The following is a 23785-nucleotide window of genomic DNA, read 5'->3' on the forward strand; positions in this document are numbered from 1 at the left end:
CATTTTTCACATCTTATTCGATGATTTGTCATAAAGGGTTCACTTGTTAGCCGCTGACTTCCCTACCTTCCGGGTGTATGATGAGGGTGTATGATACAAAGGGAGGGAAATTTATGAAAAAAACAGCAGCACTGCTGATGGCTCTTGTCCTTGTATTCGCTCTGGCCGCCTGTGGCAAAAAAACGGATACGGCGGCAACGGACGCGAACGCGACGGCAAGCCAGGAAATTACGCTTCAAGCGTCCAACTGGAAATTCGACCAGGCTGAATATAAAGTCAAAAAAGGCGAACCGCTTAAAATTAACCTGGACATCAAGGAAGGCGTTCACGGCGTATCGATTCCGGATTTGAAAGTCAGTCTCGACAACAACAGCAAGAGCAAAGTCGTCACTCCGGAGAAAGCCGGCACTTACAACATTCTCTGCAGCATTCCTTGCGGAAGCGGCCACTCCACGATGACAGCCAAGCTCGTTGTAGAATAAATCAAACCCGCCGGCAATTTCCGGCGAATTAAAAAAAGGCTTGCGGTTACGTATCGTCGATACGTCCGCAAGCCTTTTTTGTTCTGCAAAGCAGCCGCCCCTGAAAAAGCTTCTAGATTGACCGCCGTCATGCGGGACGGCAGTACGTGAACGCTTTTCCAGCAAGGGAGACACACCTGTCGCAGTCTTTAAGGAATTTTCGTCCTACGCTCCCGGAGGGTTTTCTCTTCTTCTGCGCAGCAGGGTAAAAATACCGAATGCGGCCAGAGGCGGCAGGATAGACACATAATAGAGCCCGCTTTCGGTCAGATCGACCGAAGTGAGGTGCCACTCTCTGGCGGCCATATAGCCGAGTGCGAAAGTCAGCATCGTCAGGCTGAGCTGCAGCGGAACGAGCGGCATCCCGATTTTTTTACGGAATTCCCCAAGCCCTTTCAAAGCCCCGAGCCTAAGCAGCAGCCTTACCGGTATGCTCAGCAGCGTCTGGGCGAAAATAAGCAGCAGAGCCAGGCTGAGCAAATCCTCCGACTGCTGGAACCAGATACTGTCGGGCAGGAACGTCCCCGCACTGAGAAGGGCCGCATAGACGCACACGAACATAATCAGCAGCGGCAGCAGGAAAAAGAATGTCACGGCCAAAGCCGTTATGACCGACTGCAAGAGAGCGGCACCCTCCGCTTTTTGTTTTCTACGAATCCATACATAAAACCAACCCAGACATGCTGCAGCCAGGATACAAGCTGTGGTCACAACGCTGCCGGCGGCTAACGTTTGTTCCATACGGTTTCTCCCTCCCTTGCTCCACAATCGCATCGTCGTCGCTCGCCGGGACGGAAGCAGGCTTAGGCGGGAGTGCCGCGTGCATCTGCATAGTCTTGCTTGTACGAGGAGTACCGGTGCAAATTCCAACCTCCGCGCTTCACGCCGACCGGATCGCTGGAGAGCCGATTAAAATGAATAAAAAACCTCCCTTACGGGAGGAAATATCCTTGAACTTACATGCTTCGCTGCCACAATTTCCGGGCCCATTCCATTACGTCATTCAGAATATAAGGAGCAAACCGGGACTCGCCGAGCCTGTCTTGAACATAGTCGGACGGCAGAATCGTCATGATATGAACCGCAACCGCGGCAATCACAAACGCTTCTATCGCTCCGAGCAGCGCTCCCGTCACCCGGTTAACGGTATGCAAACCAGGTAGCCGGGCAATCAGGTTGAGCATTCTCCCCCCGATTCCAAGGGCAAGCTTAACCAGAAAGAACAGCAGGGCGAAAGAGAGGGCATTCGCGATATAACGCTCCAAATTCAGCCCTTTTACCAAAAACTCATATTTATCATAACCGGAAAAGGAAGAAAGGGAAAGCCATTGCAATAAATACGTGGCAACGGGCTCGTAAAAACGGACGGCGACGTACAGGGCGATAAACAATCCGGCAATTGAAACCAGCTGGGAGATCAACCCCCGCGCATAGCCGAGAACAAGTCCTCCGGCGATAAGCACGAGGATAGACCAATCCAGTACATTCCAGGGAGGAAGAGTCATTATCCCTTAGGTTCTTCCATCACAAGCTGAATCCATTCGTTATACTCCGTTTGAAGCTTCGCATACTCGTCCTGCAGCTTGCGGTGTTCTTCCTGCAGCTCGTCCCATCGCCCGCTCGTCTGTTCATGCAAACGACTCATTTCTTTGAGGCTCTGCTCCGCCTGAAGATGGGTCTGCTCCAATTCCTCCAGTTGATGCCGGAGCAGCCCGCTCCGCTTTGCTTCCGTTTCCAGTTCTTCGGTAATCCGGGCCACTTCTTGACGGAGCTGTTCGGTTTCTCCGCGCAGGCCGCCGAGTTCACCAAGGCTGGCGCGCTCCTGATCGGCCTGCTCGTCCATAAGCTGACGGTACGCGTCCAGCTCTTCCTGCAACGACCGGCGCTCCTGCATGGAGCTCTCCAGCTCCCGGCGGATGGACTGCTCCTGCAGCACCTGCTCGTGAGCCATCTGCTGGGTCGCGGCAACTTCGCGGAGGGCAGCCGTCAGCTCGGCATTCAGCGCCTCACCGGACGCTTTCGCCTGGTTCAGCTCCTCGCGCAGCTTCGCCTCTCTTGCGGCCGCTTCGTCCCGGCCGGAAACCGCCGCATGGAGCTGTTCGGCAAGCTCTTCCGCTTTCCGCCGCTCTCCGGCGGACTTGTCGCGCTCGGCTGCCAGCTCACGTACCGCAGCTTCGCGTGCGGCCTCCAATACGGCGGCCGTTTCCTGCAGCTTAGCCGCCGCCGCGCCCTGGCCTTTCTCCAGATCTTCGAGGAGCGCTTCCGCGTCCTGACGCGCCTGGTTCAGCTCGGTCCGAAGTGTCTCTTCACGCTTAAGGGCCCCTTCCAACTGGGCGGCAAGTTCAGCCGCCGCAAGTCGTTCTTGGGCCGAACGGCCGCGTTCCGACGCAAGTTCCTTGTCGGCTTTCTCGCGGGCGGCAGCCACCTGAGTAAGCATGAGTTCGCCCTGCTTGAGCGTTTCGGTCAGCTCTTCCTTAAGAGAAGCCTCCAGCTTGGCGCGGTCTTCACGGGCACGCTCCACTTCCAAGCGCGCTTCTTCGAGCGCCTTCTCCGCTTCACGCAGCCGCTCGTCCGCGGTGGTCTGCCCCTGCTCCAGGTCTTCCAGCAGCGCCTCGGCATCCCGGCGCGCCTGTTCCAGCTCGGCGCGCAGCGCTTCTTCGCGCTCTTCGGAGTCTCTCAAGCGGACCGCCATTTCCTCCCGTACGGAAACCGTACGGGCTTCCGCATCCCGCTCCGCGGCTTTCGCGGCGTTGGCGGAACTCGCGGCGGCTGCCGCTTCCTCCTGTGCGGCGCGCAGAGCTTCCGACACTTTCCGCAGCTCCTCGTCCGCTGCGGTTTTATCCTGCTCGAGGTCTTCGAGCAGCGCTTCGGCATCCTGCCGCGCCCCCATCAGCTCCGCACGGAGCGTTTCGACAAGCTTCGCGGCCGATTCGCGCGCCTGCACCGCTTCCTGCCGGGCCGCCTCAAGCGCTTCGGAGGTTTCGCGCAGCGTGGCCTCTAAAGCGGCCTTCTCCATTTCGGCCGCTTCCCGCGCCGCTCTGTCCCGCTCCGCCGCTCCCGCCGTCTCCAGCTGCTCCCGCTCGGCACGTTCGCGTTCCGCGGCAAGTTCGCGTTCCGCGGCAAGTTCGCGCCGGCCGGCGGCTTCGGCTTCCCGCTGTGCGGAAGCCAGCTTCTCCGCCGCCTCCAACTCCGCAAACTCGAGCTGTTCGGCGAAATCTCTCCGGGCGGCCGCCAGTTCCTCCGCCGCTTCGCTGCGGGAAGCCGCCAGCTCTCCGGCTTCCTGCCGGACGACCGTAAGCGCCTGCTCCGTCTCGCGAAGGCGCGCTTCCGCGGCTTCCTTCTCGCGCTGGAGCTCCAGACGCGCACCAGACTCCCGTTCGGCCGCTTCCATCGCTTCCAGCAGCTCCTGCTCCGCTTTCTCGCGCTCTTCGGCAAGCTCCCGGCGGAGCGCTTCCTGTGCGGCTTCCGCCTCGCGGCGTGCCGCCTCCAGCATGTCCGCCGTCTCCTTGCGGGCGGACTCCAGCTCTTCCGCCTTGCGTTCCGCCGCTTGAAGCTTCTCCGCCGCCGCGCTCTCAGCGGCCTCCCGTTCGGCTGCCGCTTCCTTGCGCAGGGCTTCCAGGCGCTCTTCCGCCTCCAACTGAGCCAATTCCAGCTCATCCGCGCTTTCCCGCTTCAAAACTTCCAGCTGCGCCGCAGCGGTTTCCATCAGCGCTTCCAGCTCGGCCGCTTTACGCTCCGCCGCTTGCAGCGCTTCGGACGCTTCGCGCAGCTTGGCCTCGGCGTCGTCTTTCTCGCGCTGGACCTCAGCACGCGCCTCGGTTTCCCGCTCGGCCGCTTCCATCGCTTCCAGCAGCTCCTGCTCGGCCTTCTCCCGCTCGGCCGCCAATTCTTGCCGGAACGCTTCACGCGCGGCCTCGGCTTCACGCTGCGCTTCCGCCAGCTTGTCCGCCGCTTCCTTGCGGGCAGCCTCCAGTTCCTGCGCTTCGCTCGCAGCAGCTTGCAGTTGTGCGGCGGCTTCGCGCCGCGCTTCCTCCAGCTCCGCTGCCGCCTCCCTTCTCGCGGCGTCGAGCTGTTCTTCGGCTTCCAGTTGAGCCAGCTCCAGTTCTTCCGCTCCTTGGCGCTTCAAAGCTTCAAACCGATCGGCGGTTTCGCGTTCCAGCGCTTCCAGACGTGCGGCAGCTTCTTGCTTCTCCACTTCCAGCCCGGACGCTTTCAGCTCCAATGCCTGTAAAGCCTCGGACGCTTCACGCAGCTTGGCCTCGGCGGCCTCTCGGCCCCGCTGGGCCTCCTTGCGCGCCTCGCCTTCCTGTTCCGCCGCTTCCATCGCTTCCAGGAGCTCTTGCTCGGCCCGTTCACGCGCCGCCTCCATCTCCTGCCGGAACGCCTCGCGAGCGACTGCCGCTTCACGCTGCGCTTCTTGGAGCTTTGCTGCCGCTTCCTTGCGGGCGGCCTCTATCTCTTCGGCCTCTCGTACGGCCGTCAGAAGCTTGTCTGCCGATTCGTTCTCGGCTACCGCCAGCTTCTCCGCAGCTTCCCTTCGTGCGGCCTCCAGCTTCTCCTCGGCTTCCATCTGAGCCAGCTCCAGCTCTTCGGCGCTTTGCCGCTTCAGAGCCTCCAGCTGCGCATCAGCCGCCTTCCGGGCCGCTTCCAGATGGGCCGCTTCCCTGCGCAATGCTTCAAGCTGCTCTTCTGCTTCAAGCTGCGCCAGTTCCAACCGCTCGGCCGCTTCTTTCTGCAGAACTTCAAGCTTCTCCGCAGCTTCCAGACGGTCTGCGGCCAGGCTTTCCTCCGCTTCCCGCCGAGCCGTTACCAGCGCTTCTTCGGCATTCCTCAGCCTCATTTCCGCTGCCGCTTTCTCAGTCTCCGCCGCTTCCCGCACCGCTTTGGATTCCAAGCGCGCCGCTTTGAGCGCTTCCGTAGATTCGCGGAGTTCTTCTTCCGCCGAAGCCTTGTTCGCTTCCAGCTCTTCCAGAAGCGCCTCCGCATCTTTACGCGACTTTTCCAATTCTTCGCGGATTTCTTCCAGTTGATCGGCCGTTTCCCGGAGCTTTTGCTCGCGGCTGGCGGCCAGTTCTTTGCCCTGGGCCAGCTCGCGCTGCATATGCTCCCCGCGCTGTTTCATAAGCGCAAGTTCGGTGCGCTGCGTCTGCTCGCGTTCCCCGGCTTCGCGGAGCTGTTCCTTCAAGCTGTCCGCTGCGGCTTTTTCCCGCTCCGCTTCCTCCAGAAGCGCTTCGGCGTCTCTCTGGGCCTGCTGGAGCTCGCTGCGCAGCATTTCCTCGCGTTCGGCGGCCTGCTGCGCGTCGGCATTCAGCCGCTCTTCTCTTTCACGGCTTTCGTCCGCCTCCAGCTTCGCCAGCTCGAGTTCGTCCTTCAACTGGCGCAGCTGTTCGTCCGTGTGCTTCTGCTCGCGCGCCAGCTTCTCCAGCTCGGATGCCGCCTGCTGCCGATTCTCTTCGGCGGCGGCTTTTTCAAGCTCCAGTTCCTCCAAAAGCGCTTCGGCATCCTGCTTCGCCTGATCCGCTTCCTTCCGGACCGCGGCTTCTCTTTGGGCCGCTTCCGCAAGCTCCCCCCGCAATTGCTCCATCTGTCCGTTCTGCTGCTGCTCACGCTGCTTGGACGCCTGCAGATCGCGCTGGACTTGCTCGCTGCGCTGTTTGACCAGCTGAAGCTCGGCCCGTAGGGTCTGTTCCTTCTCTGCGGCCTCCTGGATTTGTAGAAGAGCGGCCGCCGATTCTTCTCTTGCCTGACCGGCCGCCGTTTTTTCTTGTTCCAACTGCTCAAGCAGCGATTCGGCATCGCGCTCCGCCTGCCCGATTTTGCTTTCGAGCGTCTTGATTTGCCCCGCCGCCTGCTCCAGCTCCTTCTTCCACTGATCGGCCTGGCGAGCGTCTTTTTCCATCTGCTGCTTAAGAGACGCCTGTTCCCGCTGGAGCTTCTCCGTGTTTTGCCGGGCCTGCTGAAGCTCAGACTTAAGCTGTTCTTCCCGCTTCGCTGCCTGCTGGGCCTTTTCCTTCGCCGCGTTCAACTCTCGCAGATTCTGTTCCGCCCGCTGCTTCGTCTGCTCCAGGGATGCCGTAAGCTCCTGCTGGCGCTTGGCCGCTTTGGCTCCCAGTTCCCGGGCTTCCGCCAGCTCGGCTTTGCGCAGCTGTTCCTCCTGCTGGGCTCTTTCGAGCTGCCCGCGTGCAGTTTCCACGGCGGCGTCGGCTTTGGAAAGCGCCCGCTGCAAATCGTTCAGCCGGCTTTCCGTCTCGCTGAATCTCTGTTCGACTTTGGCTTTCTCATCCGTCAGATTGACGGCCGCAAGCACCGCGATTTTGTAGGTATCGAGTCGCGGATAGCTTTCGGCGATCTGAACCATCTGATCATTGACTTCCGCCGCCACTTTGCGCACGTAGCCGGGGCTGTTATTGGCTTTCAATTTATATTCATTTCCATATATATCAACGATGATTTTCGTTTTTTCTTCCGAATTCATGAGATATCCTCCTTCGGTTTAAACACTCGAAATCCGGCCGCCTGCATGGCGGTTCCGGTTGAAGACATCGGACTTTTCCATTTGTTTCCTTGTTTTATAGAAAAAAGCCGGTCCATCGAAAAAGAATTCGATGCGACCGGCCCTATTTCCTTCCGTAGCCTTGATATTTCAGCGAAAGATCACTTGCGGAGCTCGGCTCCGAAAGCCGATTCCAATGCCGCCACGACACGCGCATGCGTTTCTGTGACTTCTTCGTCCTGAAGCGTGCGCTCGGGATGACGATATACCAGCGCCAGAGCGACGCTCTTTTTGCCTTCGCCCAGGCGTTCTCCCGTATAAACATCGAAAACGCGGATGGATTCCAGCAGCTCCGAAGCCGTTTCCGCCGCCAGGCGTTCCAGATCGCCTACCGGCACAGCCGTATCGACAACGAGCGCCATATCGCGCCCTACCGACGGATAGCGGGGAAGTATGCGGTAATCCACTTCGAAATCGGCATGTTGGAGAAGCGGATCAAGCTCGGCTTCCAGCACGTAGGTGTCTTCAAGGTCCCGTTTCTTCTGAAGCGTCGGGTGCAGCTGCCCCATGTAGCCGATGGACCGGCGCTCTCCATCCGGAGTGAGCAGGAACAGTTCCGCCGTGCGTCCCGGGTGGAAGCCTTCTTTCTGTGCGGACCTGAATTCGATCGTTACGCCCAGGTAAGAAATCACCCGTTCCAGCACGCCCTTCAAATCGTAGAAGTCGGCTTTGCGGGCTTTCTGTCCCCAGTGGGCCCCACTCCAGTTACCGGTCATCGCGATGCTCAGCAGACGTTTTTCCTGCGGCTGTGCGGTCAAGGCCGTCTCCTTGGACAGGAATACCGTGCCCGTTTCGAAAATCGCGACATCATCGTTATTCCGGTTGCGGTTATAGCTCACAACCTCAAGCAGATGAGGCACTAGCGACGTCCGCAGGGCGCTGCGGTCTTCGCTCATCGGCATCGCAAGCGGAATCGGCGCGTATTCCGGATAAAGACCCGGATAATCGGCGGCATTTTCCCGCTGTCCCAGCGTGTACGTGATCACTTCGTGCAGACCGCTTCCCGTAAGCAGACGGCGGATAGTCCGGCGCAGGGACTGTTCGCGCGTCAAGGAACCGGGGGTCGTTACGCCGGTCATCAGCGTCGTCGGGATGTTATCGTACCCGTACAGACGCGCAACCTCTTCAATGAGGTCAACGTCCCGGGTAATATCTCCGCGACGGCCAGGCACGTGAACGATGAGAGAATCTTCTTCGAGCAATCCGTATTCGAGACCGAGACGGTCAAAAATTTCTTTGACCTGCTGCAGCGAAAGTTCCGTGCCGAGGTACGTATTCACACGTTCCAGTTTCAATGGAATCTTGACGCCGGAGTAGGCTTGAACGGTCTCCTGCACGATACCCTGGGCTACCTGGCCTCCGGCGCAAAGCACGAGGAGAGCCGCCGCACGGTCAAGCGCGGGAATCACCGCTTCCGGATTGACTTCCTTCTCGAAACGGAGGCTCGCCTCCGAACGCAGACCGAGCTGACGGGACGTTTTACGGACGGACGGGCCGGCAAACCGAGCCGACTCCAGCAAAATCGAAGTCGTGCCCTCCGTCACTTCGGAATTGGCTCCGCCCATAACGCCGGCAATCGCGATGGGTTTGAAGGCGTCGGTGATGAGCAGCATGTGCGGCTCCAGCGTACGCTCCACATCGTCGAGCGTCACAAGCTTCTCTCCTTCCGTCGCCAGGCGGACTTCGATTTTGCCGCCCGCGACCTGATCCGCGTCAAACGCGTGAAGAGGCTGACCGTATTCCAGCATCACGTAATTCGTAACGTCTACGATGTTATTGATGGGACGGATGCCCGCCGCCATCAGCCGGTTCTGCAGCCACAGCGGAGACGTACCGACGCGGACGCCCTCAATGAGGCGCGCCGCATAATGCGCACACTGATCGGGTGCGGCGATCGAGACGGAAATTTTATCCTCCGCTTTGACGGTGCTGAAATCGACGTTGATGTTGCGTCCTTCTTCCGGCAGCTTCACCGGACGTCCGAGAATCGCGCCGATTTCATACGCGGTGCCGATCATGCTCAGGCAGTCCGAACGGTTCGGCGTCAGCTCGAGTTCCAGGACATTGTCACTTAGACCCAGCACGTCCACGATCGGCTTTCCGATTTCGGTATTTTCCGGAAGAACCAGAATTCCTTCCTGAATTTCCTTCGGCAGCAGTTTATCGTTCATGCCCAGCTCTTTGGCGGAGCAGATCATGCCCTGTGATTCCACGCCGCGAAGCTTGGCACGCTTGATTTTGAAATCTCCGGGAAGTACGGCGCCGATAACGGCAACCGGGACCTTTTGTCCGGCATCCACATTTTTCGCTCCGCAGACGATCTGCAGATCCTCGCCCGTTCCCACATCGACCGTACACACGTTGAGTTTGTCCGCATCGGGATGTTTCGTCTTCGATTTGACATAGCCGACGACAACGCCCGACACGCCTTTGTTCAGCGATTCGACAATGTCGACTTCGATGCCGCTCCGTGTCATTTTATCTGCAAGGTCTTCAGCCGTGAAGCCCTGCACGTCTACATAATCCGACAGCCATTGATAAGATACTTTCATCGCCTTTTTCCTCCTTCTTTCCCGTTTATAGGTGGACGAACTGTTTCAGGAAGCGCAGATCGTTCGTATAGAAATTACGGATATCTTCAACCCCGTATTTAAGCATCGCTACGCGCTCGGGCCCCATGCCGAAAGCGAACCCGCTGTATTCGTTCGGATCGTACCCGGACATTTCGAGCACCTTCGGGTGAACCATGCCGGAGCCCAGAATTTCGATCCAGCCGGTCTGCTTGCAGGTCCGGCAGCCTTCGCCGCCGCACATCATGCAGGACACGTCGACTTCCGCGCTCGGCTCGGTGAACGGGAAGAAGCTCGGGCGCAGGCGGATTTGAGTCTGCGGGCCGTACAGCTCGCGCACGAACTGCAGCAGCGTTCCTTTCAGATCGCTCATACGGATGTTCTTGTCGATGACAAGACCCTCGATTTGCGTGAACTGATGGGAGTGCGTCGCGTCGTCATCGTCGCGCCGGTACACTTTACCCGGAGAGATGATTTTGACCGGCACGGCTCCTTTGCGGCCTTCCATCGTCCGGACCTGGACAGGGGACGTATGCGTGCGGAGCAGGAGCTCCTCGGTGATGTAGAACGAATCCTGCATATCGCGCGCCGGGTGGTCCTTCGGCAGGTTTAGCGCTTCGAAGTTGTAGTAATCGCGCTCCACTTCCGGCCCTTCCACGACGGTGAATCCCATTCCGATAAAAATGTCCTCGATCTCTTCGACGATCTTGTTCAGCGGATGAACGGCTCCCTGCACGGACGGACGGCCCGGCAGCGAAACGTCGATCGTTTCGGCGCGGAGGCGGTTTTCCGTCTCCTGGCGATCGTATTCTTCCTGCTTCGCCGCGATCACTTCTTCGATCGCACCGCGGACGTCATTGGCCACCTGGCCGATAACCGGGCGCTCTTCCGCGCTTAACGCGCCCATGCCGCGCAAAATTTCGGTCAGCGGCCCTTTTTTGCCCAAATACTTGACTCTGAGATCATTCAGCTCCTGCTGGCTGCCGACAGCGGCCAATTCCTGCAGCGCTTGTACTTTTAACGCTTCCAAACGTTCTCTCATGTGTAATCCCTCCTTTAGATCTGGCAACCCTTGACGGTTTCCGGACAACAAAAAAAGCTTCTCCGCCCGGTAAGGGACGAAAAAGCCGTGGTACCACCCTTGTTAGACCGCCTGCTGCGCAAAATGCCTTCTCGGAAGGTCATCCGCCTCTGACGTGTCTCACTCTTCGAAATAACGGTTCGTAGCCGGTACTCTCTACTGACTGGCCCCAGGCCACTGTTCAAGAAACTGCTCGGGAGCGAACTTCGGCAGCCTGGTTCCACGGGGACGCTCTCAATCTCCGGCGTCTCCTCCCTGTCAGGAAGCACTGCGTACTTTTCTCCTTCATTGCATTTGTTATGGAATTGGTTACTGCATTTAACTATGCCACCTATTATATGAAAATCGGCGCGGCGTTGCAAGCCCATTCAAAGCCCGCTTTCCTTGTAAAAAAAGAACATGCGGCGGTTACGTAAGAAGCTTGAGTCCTACGGCCGCCGAAATAATCATGGCAATAAACAGGATGCGGCGCCAGTCTTTGGACTCCCCGAACATAAACATGCCCAGCAGTGTGCCCCCGCACGTGCCGATTCCGGTCCACACGGCGTAAGCCGTGCCCATCGGGATGGTTTCCATGGCATAGGACAGCAGCGAAAAGCTGATGCCGAAGCCGAAGAAAAGCAGCACGTAAGCCCCAATCGTCTTCTTCCGTGCGATTTTGTTCATGGCGAGTACGCCGAAAATTTCCGAACATCCCGCCAATATCAGTGCGGCCCATGCCATCAGGAATTCCCTCCTTTCGCCGGTTCTTCCGGTTCTTTCGTCGTGATTTTAAGCCCGATCACGCCGCCGAGCAGAATCAGGATAAAGACAATCTTCAGCCAACTGATCGGCTCTCCGAACACGATCGTTTCCGTAAGGACAGTGCCCGCCGTGCCGATCCCAGTAAATACCGCGTACACCGTTCCTACGGGCAGACGGCTAGTCGCCATCAGCAGCACCCAGAAGCTGAGCAGGATCGCGGCTCCGGTCAATATCCAGGTAAACGCGTCATGCGCATGTTTCAGACCCGAAACCCAGCCGATTTCCAGCAATCCCGCCGCCAGTACATAAATCCAGTTCCGATTCATAATCGAATCGTGCCTCCTTCTTTCTCCGTATGCTCATGAAGGCTCATGAATGGGAGATTCCCCGCCAGTAGACGTCCCACGAAGCCTCCAGCCTTTTATCGTAACTTTCGGCCGTACCGTACAGCAGTTCCACAATGACCCCGTCCATCAAACAAAGAAAAGCAGCCGCAGCTTTATCCGGATCGACGCCGATAGCCGAGCGGTCCCCGGTAAACACGGACGTAAGCAGCTCCTCCATCCGGGACAGGTACGTATAAGAGAGATCTATCGTTTCCCTGTACACCGAGGCCGGCGGAAAGTACATCATCCGGATCCAAAACTTCGTCGAACCGTTGTGCTCGTACTTGCCGCGCGTATGGGACAACAGCTTATACAGCTTGCGGTCAAGCGCCTCGCCCCCTGTTTCCAGATGCGAGGCGGCAAAATCCAGCTCGCCGCGCGACGCGTCCTGCAGCACGCTGAGAAACAATTCCTCTTTGCCTTTAAAGTGTGCGTAGATGGAAGGCGTTTTTATCCCTACGACTTCGGCGATATTCGCCATGGAGGTGCCTTCGTAGCCTTGTGACGCAAACAAATCGAGTGCGGCCGCTTTAATCCGGTCGGGGGTATTCATGAGCCTCATTCTCCTAACTAACATTAGTTAGGTACAGTATGTCACATTTCCGCTTTGGGATCAAGCGGCATTTTGACTTTGTCTTCATTTTCCCGTTAAATGAAAGAGAACATACCGTACGGATTCCGGGTCCAACACGGTCAAAAACGCACGCGGGAGGCTGAAACGATGAAATACCGCACACTCGGTAAAACAGGATTAAAAGTGTCCGTAATCGGCGTCGGCACATGGCAGTTCGGCGGCGAATGGGGACAGGACTTTACACAGGATGAAGTGGACGCTGTCCTGGATAAGGCAAAGGAGCTCGGGATCAACCTCATCGATACGGCGGAATGCTACGGCGATCATTTGTCGGAATCGTTTATCGGCAATTATTTGAGCCGTCGGGGCCGTGAAGACTGGGTAGTGGCGACCAAGTTCGGCCATCATTACCATGACCGGTTTAAACGGGACGAGCGTTTTTCGGCGGAAGATATGATCGGGCAGCTCGACGCCTCTTTGAAAGCGCTGGGAGTGGACTATGTCGACTTGTACCAGTTCCATTCGGGAACGGATTCCGCGTTCGACAACGACGCTCTCTGGACGGCGCTGGACAAGCAGAAGCAGGCGGGCAAAATTCTTCACATCGGCACTTCGATCGCGAAGAACGACAACCTGCATCAGGTAGCCGCCTCCACGCAGGTCGGATCGGAAGCGATCCAGGTCGTGTACAACCGACTCGACCGCGCTCCCGAAGAGAGTGTGTTCCAGTCGTGCCTGCAGCAGAACCTCGGCGTGCTTGCCCGCGTTCCCCTCGCCAGCGGCTATCTCAGCGGCAAGTACAAGCCGGGCGCCACTTTCGCCGCCACGGATACGCGCCACCGGCACGACCCCGCCGAGACGCAGCGTAAGCTCGAGGAGGTGCAGCGCATCCGCGAGCACGAAGTGCCGGAAGCGATGGACATGGCGACGTGGGCCCTCGCGTGGTGCTTGAAGCATGACGCGGTCAGCGCCGTCATCCCGGGCTGCAAAAACGTCGCTCAAGTCGAAAGCAACGCGAAAGCGGCGCAGTATCTGAGCGACAATCACCCGCAAGCATGGACGGAAGAAGCGGAAGCTTCCGGCGCATGATTGCGCACGCGAAAAAGCCTATCCGGTTTTAACGGATAGGCTTTTTTGTGTTGCCGTGGGCAGGTGCGCCGCGGGCCTGCACGGACGGGTTTGCCGTAGGCACGAGGCTTGCCCGGCTCCCGCCTAGGCGCATGCGCATCCGGCTCCGCAAGGCCATGGCCGCTCCGATTTCCGGAGCACCCGAAGCTCCGGGTGACGCGGAAAGGGTCCGACCGGAGGCCTGCCCCGTGCTAAGGCAGCAAAGCACGGTGTTACCTCACCGGCCCGTCAACGTCCGAAATAATCAATCCCCATCGCTTCCCGCACTTCCCGCATCGTTTCGCGGCCGATGCCGCGCGCTCTGGCTGTGCCGGATTGGAGAATTTCGTCCACTTCGGCAGGCTTCGCCCCGTAATGAGCCCTGCGCTCTCTCATCGGCTCCAGCAGGGCGTTCAGCCCTTCCGCCAGCTTCTCCTTGCAGGCTGTGCAGCCTATGCTCCCCCGTTCGCAGCTCTCTCTTATTTCCGGAGCCTCTTCGGCCAGAAACGCTTCATGGTAGGTGAAGACCGGACAAATCCCGGGATGTCCCGGATCGTCTTTGCGGATTCTGGAAGGGTCCGTCTTGGCCTTCTTCAGCTTTTCTCTTACCTCTTCCGCAGAGGCATCGAGCTCAATGCCGTTGCCCAGACTCTTGCTCATTTTGCCGTTCCCGTCCAGACCGATCAGGCGCGATGTATCGCCGACCAGCGCCCGGGGCTCTTCGAACACCGGCCGGTAGAGCGAGTTGAATCTGCGGACGATTTTGCGGGTCTGCTCGATATGAGGAATCTGATCGTCGCCTACCGGAACGAGCGTGGCCTTGCAGAACGTGATGTCCGCCGCCTGGCTGACCGGATAACCGAGGAAGCCGTAGTACAAATCGTCGTACCCCCGCTGCTCTGCCTCGCTTTTGGTCGTCGGGTTATGCCTCAGCGAGCTAACTGTGACGAACATCGAGTAAAACACCGTCAGTTCGGCGATTTCCGGAATGAGCGACTGCACGCAGAGCACAGCCTTCTCCGGATCGATTCCGGCCGCCAAGTAGTCCAGCGCGACAAGCCGCAGATGTCTTCTTACCAAATCCGGGTCCTGAAAATGCGTCGTCAGCGCCTGCACATCCGCCAGCAGCAGAAACGTTTCCATCCGATGCTGCAGCTCCACCCGCTTTTTCAAACTTCCGACGTAATGGCCGAGGTGCAGCTTCCCGGTGACGCGGTCTCCCGTTAATATCCGTTCCATATTCATTTCTCCTTTGAATGTTGGTTTCAATCCCTTTTCGCAAATCTGTCAAACCTCCGCGCGTCCTGCTTTCCAGACGCCACCACCAACCGTCTTCCACGGCCATCACCCCCTTTATGTATAATAAAATGTTTTCGAAGAATAAGGTCCGGAGCGTAAACCGGACAACAAAAAAACTCCGTCCTTAAAAAGGACGAAGTTGCTCTTCGCGGTACCACCTTTGTTCGTTTGCCTATGACAAACGCGCTCTAACGTACGGAAAGCGGTCCGCTTTCGATACGGGGTCCAAGGATAACGGCCGGACCGGATGCCGCCGGTTCCTACTGCCCGCAAAAGGGGTTCGGACCGGCACTCGGAAGCCCATTCGGCGTCTGCCTGACACTGATTCTCACCTGCCATCAGCTCTCTGAAGTCCTGCCTGACGCTTACTCTTCTTCTTCATCGTGACGGATATGCTTTCGGCTTGCTTTTCAACAGTTTATCAGGCTGCGGTGAGGAAGGCAATTGTTCGCGCCGGAATTGTTTACCGGGTTTCGTTTGCGGGTTATAAGTCTTAACGAACCACATTCAGATTGGGGGAGAGTCTTTTGAAAATAAAACTCGGGCTGCTTGCCGCCGTTTCGTGTCTGGCCTTGACCGCATGCGGAGACTATAAGGAGCAAGCATCCCCGCTCAAGCAGGGCGGCGGCGCCGCAGACCGTTCTTCCGCCGCCAAAGCACCGCGTTTTGCCGCGTCCCTCACTCAGGAATACTCCAAAGAAGACACCGTTCAAATCGGCGATGCGAAAATAAAAGTAAGCAAAGTGGAAAAATTTACGGAGCAGGGTCCGGAAACGCCCAACCTGCCGGACGGCGAATTTGTCGTGGTGACGCTGAATATCGAAAATTCGGGGGCCCAAGAGCTCGCGTACAACCCGTACAGCTTTGAAATGGCCAACAGCCGCGGGATGACCAGCGACAAAGTGCTCGCTTCCTTCTCCGGCGAAACCGGGCTTAAATACGGCGAGCTGGCACCCGGGGCCAAAGTTTCGGGTACGCTGGTGTTCGAGCAGCCAAAGGGCGATCCCAAGCTCCAGCTTCTTCACAAAGAAGACACGGGACCGGACAAGGCCGTTAAAATCAATCTGCAATAAATTGGCGGGATAAGCCCGGACAATGAAAAATGCCCTGTTCCGCCGACGGAACAGGGCATTAATTTTTTTCGGGACCGGTTTCGTTTCTGTAAGCCTGTCCCTAGCAAGCATCTTTGCGGAGGGGACGCTTCAAGACACCCAGGCACGGTTTCTAAACGAACCGGATCTTGCATCGTTTAGATCCCCCTATACAGTCTGCGGTTTTCTAAAACTTTGCTCCCGCCTGCTTTTCTACCGCGTCTTTGAGCATCATGTAGACGTCGCCGTCGCTTAACTTCTCTTTATTGGCGATGATGCCAAGGGTCGCTTTGCTGAGCAGTCCGCCGCTTTCCAGCGCGGCCTGTGCCTCCCCAGCTTCCACCTTCAGCCCCGCGGCCAGCGCGATCGTGTAGCTCGCCTGCTGCAGAGTCAGCGTTTTCTTCGCGGGCTCCTCCATCCCTTTCACGGCGGCGGAAGGATCTCCCGGGAAAGAAGCGAAGTACATCCGTCTTACGCTGTTCATCTGGTTTACCATCCGCTGCGCGTTCGACGGATTATCCAGCTCCTTAAAGCCTACGTTGGCATAAGAGCCGTAAGCGATGCCCATAGACACTGCCGCTTTCAGGCCGGGATAGGCCTTATGTTTCATAAACGCCGCTTCGTCCAGCTTGTAAGGCTTGAGGTCCATCCCCTGATCGTTCAGCCGCTTCTGCAGCTCTGCGATCAGGGATTTGGATTCCGCCATGGCGCGGAAGGTCGTGCCCTTCTCCCCGGCCAGCTTGGCCGCCGCTCCGGCCGCTTCGCCCTCGGCCATGCCGACGGGGATGACGCGGGCGCTGCCGTGCGCCAGCGTGTCGTAGCTGGCGCTCCGGCCGACGACGAGAAGGCCGTCTACGTTCTGCGGCACGATGCTGCGGAACGGAACCGCGTACTTCGTCGGATGAACGACGACCGCGCCGTTATCGTTAGGCGACGTTCTTTGGATATCCGCGGGATAAGAGCCGAAGGCGATCCGGTCCCACTGGTCGCGATTTTCCAGCAAATCCACGACGCTGAGCCTGTACAACCCCTCCATGTGGCGGGTTTCGCGCACATACAGCTCGGGAGCGATGCTGTCCAGCTCGACGTTCTTGAATTCATCGAACGTCTTCAAATACTTGACGACGTTCGGAATTTCCTTGGCAGCGATCTCCAGCCCTTCCTGCTGGGATTTCGCGTTCAGGCCGTCGATATTGAAAATATGCAGCGCATTGATCAGCACCGTTCCGTCAAGCTGTCTGCCGATATTGAGTCCGCGCATCTTCATCCGTTCTTTATTCAGTGGCACATATCCCGCCATCTCTTTGCCGTAGCCCCAGGCGGACATTTTGTCCAGGCCCGTATCCTTATCATTGTCGCCGTTCAGCCTTTTGGCCACCTTGCTCCACACTTCGTCCGTGACATTTTTGAGCCGGAATACGGCCGTAACGGCCATCCGGGCTTTTTTATCCCCGATATCTTCCCGGCCGATCGTAAAAGGCACTCCCGCAGCCGCGGCGAAATCCGCATCCTGCGTCGCGTCGATAACGGTTTTGGTGCCGATGGTCTGTTTCGTCCCGTCCTGTTTGGTTACGGTAATGCCGGTTACGGTTTGAGCCGCTCCTTCTTGTTTGAGAACCGGTTCCACACTGTATCCGTCCATCGAGACATCCATGTTTTTTTCATCGGTAACGAGTTTGTTGAATGCGTTAGCCGCCGTCGTTACGTCAAAGGAATGACCTTCGATTTTCTCGTACCATTCTTTGAAAATGCCCTGATTGAAATACTCAGGCTCTTTGCCGGGCAGAGTCGACACGGTTTTGTCCCAGTTCATGTCGATGCTGTTCAGCCAGCCTTCCGTCATAAGGCCGCCCAGAACCGTACGTTTGCGGGGTTCGATCAAAAGGGTCTTCAGCCCGTTGCGGGAAGCGGACACGGCGGCGCTGACGCCTTCGGGATCCGTGCCGACTACAATAACGTCGTAGTTGTCTTTCAGCTTGTCGGCCGATACGACTTTGGTCAGCTCCTGCTTGGCCGGAAGCGGTCCCCCGACAGCGGCCTTCCATTTAGAAGAATAATAATACCAGCCCCCTCCGGCACCCGCCAGAAGGACTAGAACCAGAACGAGCAATAAACCTTTTTTACCTGTAAAAAAAGAACCGGACATGTTCGCACCTCGTAATTTTCATTTTCATTTTCATTCATTTCAATTTTTAATTCGTTCATGCTTCATTTCGTTATTTAGTCGGGTTCAAAGCGGCGGCTTTCTGTGCCCGCCTGCCCTTCCACCACATAAACGCACGCCAGCCCAAGACACAATCCAGAATGATGATCAGGGGCATCATCGTGACGTTGTAGCGGTAATCCGCCACGAAGCCGAGACGGATCAGGCTCATTGCAATGACCACGAGAGCCAGCAGCGTGACGGGTTCCCTCCAGCGCCTCAGTGCGGCCAGAACGGCTATCGCGCCGGACAGCATGAGCGTGCGGTGAAGCAGGTTCGCGTTGAACGGGATCACCGGATAATACGGCTGATGGCCGCCGCCGCGGTAGACGCTCTGGTACACGTACTGCATTTTCCCGATCGTGTACCACTTGATAAACAGCCCCGGCTGGGTCGTGAAACCCGCTTTCAACCGGGCTATGGCCAGCTCTTTTTCCGTTTTGCCCACGGGGTCCACCAGGCTCTCGTCGTTAAACGTATTGTACGGATACGTTCCAGCCCGGAAGGGATTTTCCTGGGTCGCCGTCACGACCCACTGATGCAGCGTGACGGCATTGCGAATCCACCAGGGCGCAAGCAACAGCACAACGGCCGCGGCGGAGCAGGCAAACAGCCGGATCGTCCGCTTCCTGGCTTCTTTGTCCCGCAGCCACTGGAACGCGAAGGCCAAGGCAATCAGCGGCAGAAACTCCGGACGCACAATCACGGTCAGACCGAGCCAAATTCCAGCGGCGGCAGCCCGTCCGTAAGAGGGCGTTTCGAAAACCCGGATCTGAGCAAGCAGATATCCCAATAAGAGGAAAATGGCCAGCACCTCGGTCAGAATGGCTCCGTTGGCCCAGACGAACGGCGGATATACGGCCGCGATCAGAAGCGCAATGAGGGTCGGCAGCTCGCCGGAAAACCTCCTCGCAATCCGGTAAATGAACCCTAAGGCGGCCAGACTCAGCAGCGCTTGTATATACCGGACCCAGGGAAGCGGGTCGTGCTCCTTATAATCCGCGATCTCATATACCGCCGCCAAAAAAAGCGGATAACCGGGCGTCACGAACGCATTCGGGGTCTCGCCGTTGTAGGCGTATACTCCCGTCTCCAGCAGTTGCCTGACCATCTTATCGTAATTCAGCGAGTCATGGGGCATCTCGTGATCGACCGAACGTAGAAAATCGATCCTCACATATGCCGCCAGCAGCAAAATTATCGCCAATGCGGCCCATACCCGTTTTTTACGGTTCATAATTCTGCTCCTTTCGGCGTTCCCGTGATTCCTAGTATACAAGAGAGAGTTTAAGGCGCGGTTTAGGACCGCTTACCGCCCGCTTAAAGCATTCTTAAGAAAACTTAAGGATTTCCCTGCCGATAGAAAAAAAGAAGGCCGCTGACGATCGGCCTTCCTTAGCTGTCTGTTCCGGGTTGTCGCGAAGGCTGCAAAGGCAGCCGCGTTTCGAAAACCGTCTGTTTCCGGTGGCTGCGCGCCCCTATTTTCCCGCCGTGCATCTCGATGATGCTCTTGGCGATAGCCAGTCCCAGGCCGGTTCCGCCCGTACGGGACGATCTTGACTTCTCCGCCCGGTAAAACCGTTCGAAGATATACGGCAGATCCGATTCCGGAATGGGCTCTCCGTAATTGACAATCTCCACGACAGCTTCTTGCCCGCTGCGGCTGATTTTGATATCGACAAACTTGCCTTCGCTGCCGTAACGGATCGCGTTGGAGATCAGATTCTCGTAGGCCCGGACCAACTGCCTGCCGTCCGCCCGGATATAAAGCGTGTCGTCCTCCGCAGTCACCCGGCACGTCATGCCCGCTTTCGTTAAAATCGGGACGAATTCCTCCGCCAACTGCTTAAGAAAGCCGTAGATGTTCACTTTCTTCATTTCAAGCTCGATGCCTTCGCCAGGCAGAGACGTGTATTCGAACAAGTAGTCGATAAGCTTGTTCAAATTTTTCGTTTTCTCAAAAGCGATGCGCGTATAATACCGGAGTTCGACCTCATCCTTGTACCGGTCCGTCTCAATCAGTTCCAGATAGCCCAAAATCGACGTCAGAGGGGTACGGAGATCGTGCGAAACGCCCGTGATCAGCTCGTTTTTCGTCCGTTCCGCTTTTCTTTCCTCTTCGATGGACTTTTTCAGCTTCCGGGTCATCACGTTGATCGTTTCCGCAACCTCGCCCAGCTCGTCGGTAGAACGGGCCACGATTTCATAGTCCAGATTGCCTTTCGCGATTTCCTGCACGCCTTGCGTAATCTCTTCCAAATACCCGATAATCTTGCGGCTGAAAATAAAAAAATAAACAAGAAACAGCCCGCCCCCGACCACGACCATCACGGGCGTAGAGCCGATGTTGTTCACGACCCAGCGGAGGGGTCCCGAGTAATAGCTGAGGCCGACGATCGATTTCACTATCCGGTAGGCGAGAAGCACGGTTCCCGCAGCGAACACAATGCTGAGAATAAAAATAAAAATAAACTGCCAGCGCACGGTGTGGATAAATTTGTTTTTCAAGTTGTTCACTCCAGTCTTGCCCCTCCGAGCCGAACTTATTCGATGGTGTAGCCGATTCCCCAGACCGTCTTGATCATTTGCGGACGGCTCGGATCCTTTTCGATTTTTTCGCGGATTTTGCGGATATGAACCATGACGGTATTGTTCGATTCAAAAAAAGGCTCGTCCCATACGGCTTCGTAAATCTGCTCCATGCTCAGCACCTGCCCTCTGTTGCGTGCCAGAACCTGAAGAATCGCAAACTCTCTGGGGGTCAGTCTGACCTCGCTGCCCTCCACATATACTTTATGGGTTCCCAAATTAATGAGCAGGTCCTCGATGAGAATTTCATTCTCGTTTTTGGCGGAATGGCTGTTGAGCTGCCTGTACCTGCGGAGCTGCGATTTGACCCGTGCCAGCATCTCCAGCGGGCTGAACGGCTTGATCACATAATCGTCCGCCCCTATGCTCAGCCCCGTGATTTTGTCGATCTCCTGGCTTTTGGCCGACAGCATGATGATCGGCATATGCTTTTCTTCCCGTATTTTCATGCACGCCTCGATACCGTCCATCCGGGGCATCATGACGTCCAGAATGATCAGATCGACTTCGTTTTCATTCAAAAGCTCGAGAGCCTCGGCGCCGTCGGATGCTTTCAACAGCCGGTAGCCTTCGTTTTTCAAGTAAATCTCCAGAAGATTGGTGATCTCGGTCTCGTCGTCGACGAGTAGAATCGTTCCCCCGTACATAACTGTACCTCCAACACGGCTAACGGTTTGCTTGGACAACCGCCCGTTTTCTGTCTTTGTCCTTAATGATACCATATCCTATTTTGTGGGATTTCTTAAACTATTTTAAGATAAGCGCCCGTAACATAGTAAAAACCCCGCCCGGAGGACGGAGTTTTTCGCTTGGCGCCGCCAAAGCTTCGCCAGTTATGTTTACTTGATGTCGTAGAACTTGTACAGGTCGTCCAGAAGCAGGTTAGCCGCTCTAACGCCGCCTGCGGTGTTCCAGGTTACATCGTTCACTTTCTGAGTCTTGCCGTTCTTCACCACGTTCAGGTTCTGCCAGAGCGGGTCCTTGGTAATCGCTTCTTCCTGTTTCGTACCGTTGCCGTCGCCCGTTTCATACGTGAAGTAGAACAGACGGTCGGAATCCACTTCCGGCACGCGCTCTTTCGTAATTTCCTCCACGAACGTATCCTTGGCTTTTACAGGCGTACGGGCAATGCCGATCTGTTTGAAAATAATGCCGGTAAACGTATCGTCGAGGTAGATGCGGGTTTTGCCGGCCATAAACCGCACGACGGACACTTTCTCTTTGAGCTTGTCGCCCGCTTTGGATTTGAAGTCTTCGATGCGCTTATCGAAATCGGCGATGACTTTCTCGCCGTCCGCTTTTTTGTTGACCGCTTCGGCGTAAAGGCTGAAGTTGTTCTTCCACTCGCCGCGCAGCGTTTCGGAGAATACGGTCGGCGCAATCGCGCTGAGCTGAGCGTAAACCTTCTCCTGACGCATTTTGTTGCCGATGATCAGATCCGGTTTCAGACTGATGATCGCTTCCATGTTCGGCTGATGCTCGTCGCCCACGACGGTTACGCCTTCCATATCGGCTTTGATATGGTCGTACCATGGGTTTCCGGTGAACGATTTAACCGCACCGACCGGCTTGATGCCCAGAGCCAGCAAGGCTTCCGTTCCTTCGTTCGTCAGAATGACGACGCGTTTCGGCGCAGCCGGCACATCGGTCTCGCCCATAGCATGTTTAACCTTGATCGTTTGTTTCGCTGTATCTCCGGGCGCGGGCGACGCCGCTCCCCCATCAGAAGCCTGGTTGCCTTTGCCGCAGCCTGCCAGAGCAAGCGCCATCGCAAGGACGATCAGACATAATACGTAAGATTTGCGTGCTGCTGATTTCATTCGTTCTATTCTCCCCTGTCCGTTCTCTTGGTGATAATGATTATCATTCACAAGGAATGATACCTTTTTATAGAGAGGTTGTCAACCTGACATCACTCGCTTTTCCGCCATAACGATCCCCTTGACCGTGTAAAACTTCCTCTGCCTGCCGGGTTCTCTCGCTAATAGGAAAGGTTCCTTGTATAATTCCACTAGAAAGACCGTACGGCAAAATGAACACGACGGCAATAGCGCGCAAAAATAAACGAACGGTGCGGCAATGCCGCGCGGCATATCGCACCGTCTTCCCTATGACCCTTGCCAAGGTACGAGTCCCGCAAGAACCGGGCCCGTCGGCGCGATTCCATTCCTTCGAAAGGAGAGTCGATATCTCTTGACCATGCTTCTCCTCGCCTGTCTGTTCACCCTGATTATTCACGCGGCCGAAACGTCCGCCTACGCCTTCCGTCTGGCCGGAATCCGGACCGCCAAACTGGCAGTCGCCCTTTCGCTGGCGGGAATGATCGTCCTGATTTCCCGGACTTCGAACATGGTGCAGGGCCTGATGATCTCCGGCATTGCCGATAAGGCCGGACAATCAGACCCCCATCTGGCGCTGGCCCCGTTCCGCTTCGTCCTGATGTCGGCATCGGTCGGAACGGCAATAGCGATCGTGCTGTTTCCGACGCTCGTCTCCTTGTCGGCGAGGTTGATCGCCCATTTCGAAGTCACGGGGTCCATTCCGTCCCTGCTTAAGGCTACGGCCAACGTACACGGCATCAAACAGGCCGGCAAGCACCTGCGCCCGCCCCGTCTGCAAATGCTCTCCCGCCTAAGGATCGGCGGGGTGCCCAAACGCCTCGTGCTGCTCAATGTCATCGTCACGGCCATCTACACGGTCGGCGTCCTGGCGGCCCTGTACGCGTCGGCCTACAGCCCAGACAACAAGTCGCAGGCCACCATGTCCTCCGCCCTCATCAACGGCATCGCCACCATTATTATGACGCTGCTGATCGACCCGAAAGTCGGGCTGCTGACGGACCGGGCCATGCACGGCAAAGCCAGTCAGGAGGCCGTAAACAAAATGTTCGGCCTCCTCATGCTGTCCCGTCTCGCCGGAACGATTCTGGCCCAGGCGCTGCTCGTCCCCGCCACCTCGTTCATTCTGTGGGCGCTCACGCTGTTTTGAGCGGGGCGCGCGGGCGCGGAACTGAAGCCGACTGCCGGAAACGGACGGCCAGGCAAGCTGTCAGCCGTGTCCGGAAGCA

At 57.2% G+C, this 23785-nt stretch carries 18 protein-coding genes and 1 other annotated feature; of the genes, 4 read left to right on the top strand and 14 right to left on the bottom strand.

Annotation, left to right across the window (positions count from 1 at the left end; translation table 11 throughout):
* Positions 1-113: 113 nt before the first annotated feature.
* Positions 114-482: a cupredoxin domain-containing protein gene (locus tag PCH01S_RS11635; protein ID WP_009676126.1), complete on the top strand. Its 369-nt coding sequence runs from the start codon at positions 114-116 to the stop codon at positions 480-482.
* Positions 483-686: 204 nt separating this feature from the next.
* On the opposite strand, the gene PCH01S_RS11640 is transcribed toward PCH01S_RS11635, so the two are convergent.
* The 8 genes from PCH01S_RS11640 to PCH01S_RS11675 form a co-directional block, all read right to left on the bottom strand.
* Positions 687-1262, bottom strand: a complete 576-nt coding sequence (locus tag PCH01S_RS11640) for a hypothetical protein (protein WP_042229439.1) — start codon at positions 1260-1262, stop codon at positions 687-689.
* Between the two features lie 215 nt (positions 1263-1477).
* A complete protein-coding gene (locus PCH01S_RS11645) occupies positions 1478-2026 on the bottom strand; it encodes a CvpA family protein (RefSeq protein ID WP_042229440.1) in 549 nt (182 codons plus the stop codon).
* Positions 2026-6996 carry a hypothetical protein gene (locus PCH01S_RS11650; protein ID WP_042229441.1) on the bottom strand — a complete coding sequence of 1657 codons (4971 nt, stop codon included), beginning with the start codon at positions 6994-6996 and terminating at the stop codon, positions 2026-2028. The genes PCH01S_RS11645 and PCH01S_RS11650 overlap by 1 nt, the downstream gene beginning before the upstream one ends.
* Positions 6997-7175: 179 nt before the next feature.
* Positions 7176-9626 (bottom strand): phenylalanine--tRNA ligase subunit beta, encoded by a 2451-nt coding sequence (pheT, locus tag PCH01S_RS11655; protein ID WP_042229444.1) that lies wholly within the window; start codon positions 9624-9626, stop codon positions 7176-7178.
* Between the two features lie 25 nt (positions 9627-9651).
* Positions 9652-10686, bottom strand: a complete 1035-nt coding sequence (gene pheS, locus PCH01S_RS11660; protein WP_042229445.1) for a phenylalanine--tRNA ligase subunit alpha — start codon at positions 10684-10686, stop codon at positions 9652-9654.
* Positions 10687-11133: 447 nt separating this feature from the next.
* Entirely contained in the window at positions 11134-11448 is a 315-nt protein-coding gene (locus PCH01S_RS11665) for a DMT family transporter (protein ID WP_042229446.1), read from the bottom strand.
* Positions 11448-11795, bottom strand: a complete 348-nt coding sequence (locus PCH01S_RS11670; RefSeq protein WP_042229448.1) for a DMT family transporter — start codon at positions 11793-11795, stop codon at positions 11448-11450. The genes PCH01S_RS11665 and PCH01S_RS11670 overlap by 1 nt, the downstream gene beginning before the upstream one ends.
* Before the next feature lie 43 nt (positions 11796-11838).
* Positions 11839-12408, bottom strand: a complete 570-nt coding sequence (locus PCH01S_RS11675) for a TetR/AcrR family transcriptional regulator (protein WP_042229449.1) — start codon at positions 12406-12408, stop codon at positions 11839-11841.
* A gap of 168 nt (positions 12409-12576) precedes the next feature.
* On the opposite strand from PCH01S_RS11675, the gene PCH01S_RS11680 reads away from it, so the two are divergent.
* A complete protein-coding gene (locus PCH01S_RS11680; protein ID WP_042229450.1) occupies positions 12577-13518 on the top strand; it encodes an aldo/keto reductase in 942 nt (313 codons plus the stop codon).
* 267 nt (positions 13519-13785) lie between these two features.
* Here the strand turns inward: PCH01S_RS11680 and trpS are convergent, their stop codons facing one another.
* Positions 13786-14775, bottom strand: coding sequence for a tryptophan--tRNA ligase (gene trpS / locus PCH01S_RS11685; protein ID WP_042229453.1), 990 nt, complete (start codon positions 14773-14775; stop codon positions 13786-13788).
* Positions 14776-14961: 186 nt separating this feature from the next.
* Positions 14962-15226, bottom strand: a binding site (T-box leader).
* Between the two features lie 136 nt (positions 15227-15362).
* On the opposite strand from trpS, the gene PCH01S_RS11690 reads away from it, so the two are divergent.
* A complete protein-coding gene (locus PCH01S_RS11690; RefSeq protein ID WP_042229455.1) occupies positions 15363-15908 on the top strand; it encodes a DUF4352 domain-containing protein in 546 nt (181 codons plus the stop codon).
* A gap of 205 nt (positions 15909-16113) precedes the next feature.
* Here PCH01S_RS11690 and PCH01S_RS11695 read toward each other — a convergent pair whose 3' ends face one another.
* The 5 genes from PCH01S_RS11695 to PCH01S_RS11715 all read right to left on the bottom strand — a co-directional run bounded on the left by PCH01S_RS11695 (position 16114) and on the right by PCH01S_RS11715 (position 22538).
* Positions 16114-18072: an FAD-dependent oxidoreductase gene (locus PCH01S_RS11695; RefSeq protein ID WP_042229457.1), complete on the bottom strand. Its 1959-nt coding sequence runs from the start codon at positions 18070-18072 to the stop codon at positions 16114-16116.
* A 70-nt stretch (positions 18073-18142) separates the two neighbouring features.
* Positions 18143-19366 carry an ArnT family glycosyltransferase gene (locus tag PCH01S_RS11700; RefSeq protein WP_042229458.1) on the bottom strand — a complete coding sequence of 408 codons (1224 nt, stop codon included), beginning with the start codon at positions 19364-19366 and terminating at the stop codon, positions 18143-18145.
* Between the two features lie 158 nt (positions 19367-19524).
* Positions 19525-20637, bottom strand: coding sequence for a sensor histidine kinase (locus tag PCH01S_RS11705; protein ID WP_042229943.1), 1113 nt, complete (start codon positions 20635-20637; stop codon positions 19525-19527).
* Positions 20638-20672: 35 nt separating this feature from the next.
* On the bottom strand, positions 20673-21365 hold the full coding sequence (locus tag PCH01S_RS11710; RefSeq protein ID WP_042229460.1) for a response regulator transcription factor: 693 nt from the start codon (positions 21363-21365) through the stop codon (positions 20673-20675).
* A gap of 192 nt (positions 21366-21557) precedes the next feature.
* On the bottom strand, positions 21558-22538 hold the full coding sequence (locus tag PCH01S_RS11715; RefSeq protein WP_042229463.1) for an ABC transporter substrate-binding protein: 981 nt from the start codon (positions 22536-22538) through the stop codon (positions 21558-21560).
* Between the two features lie 379 nt (positions 22539-22917).
* Here PCH01S_RS11715 and PCH01S_RS11720 point away from each other — a divergent pair, with 379 nt between their 5' ends.
* The gene (locus tag PCH01S_RS11720; RefSeq protein ID WP_174446810.1) at positions 22918-23706 is read left to right on the top strand and encodes a lipid II flippase Amj family protein; all 789 of its coding nucleotides are present in this window, start codon (positions 22918-22920) and stop codon (positions 23704-23706) included.
* Positions 23707-23785: the final 79 nt, after the last annotated feature.

Origin of the sequence: Paenibacillus chitinolyticus NBRC 15660 (assembly GCF_000739915.1) — a bacterium.
In the GTDB taxonomy this organism is placed as follows: Bacteria; Bacillota; Bacilli; order Paenibacillales; family NBRC-103111; genus Paenibacillus_F; species Paenibacillus_F chitinolyticus.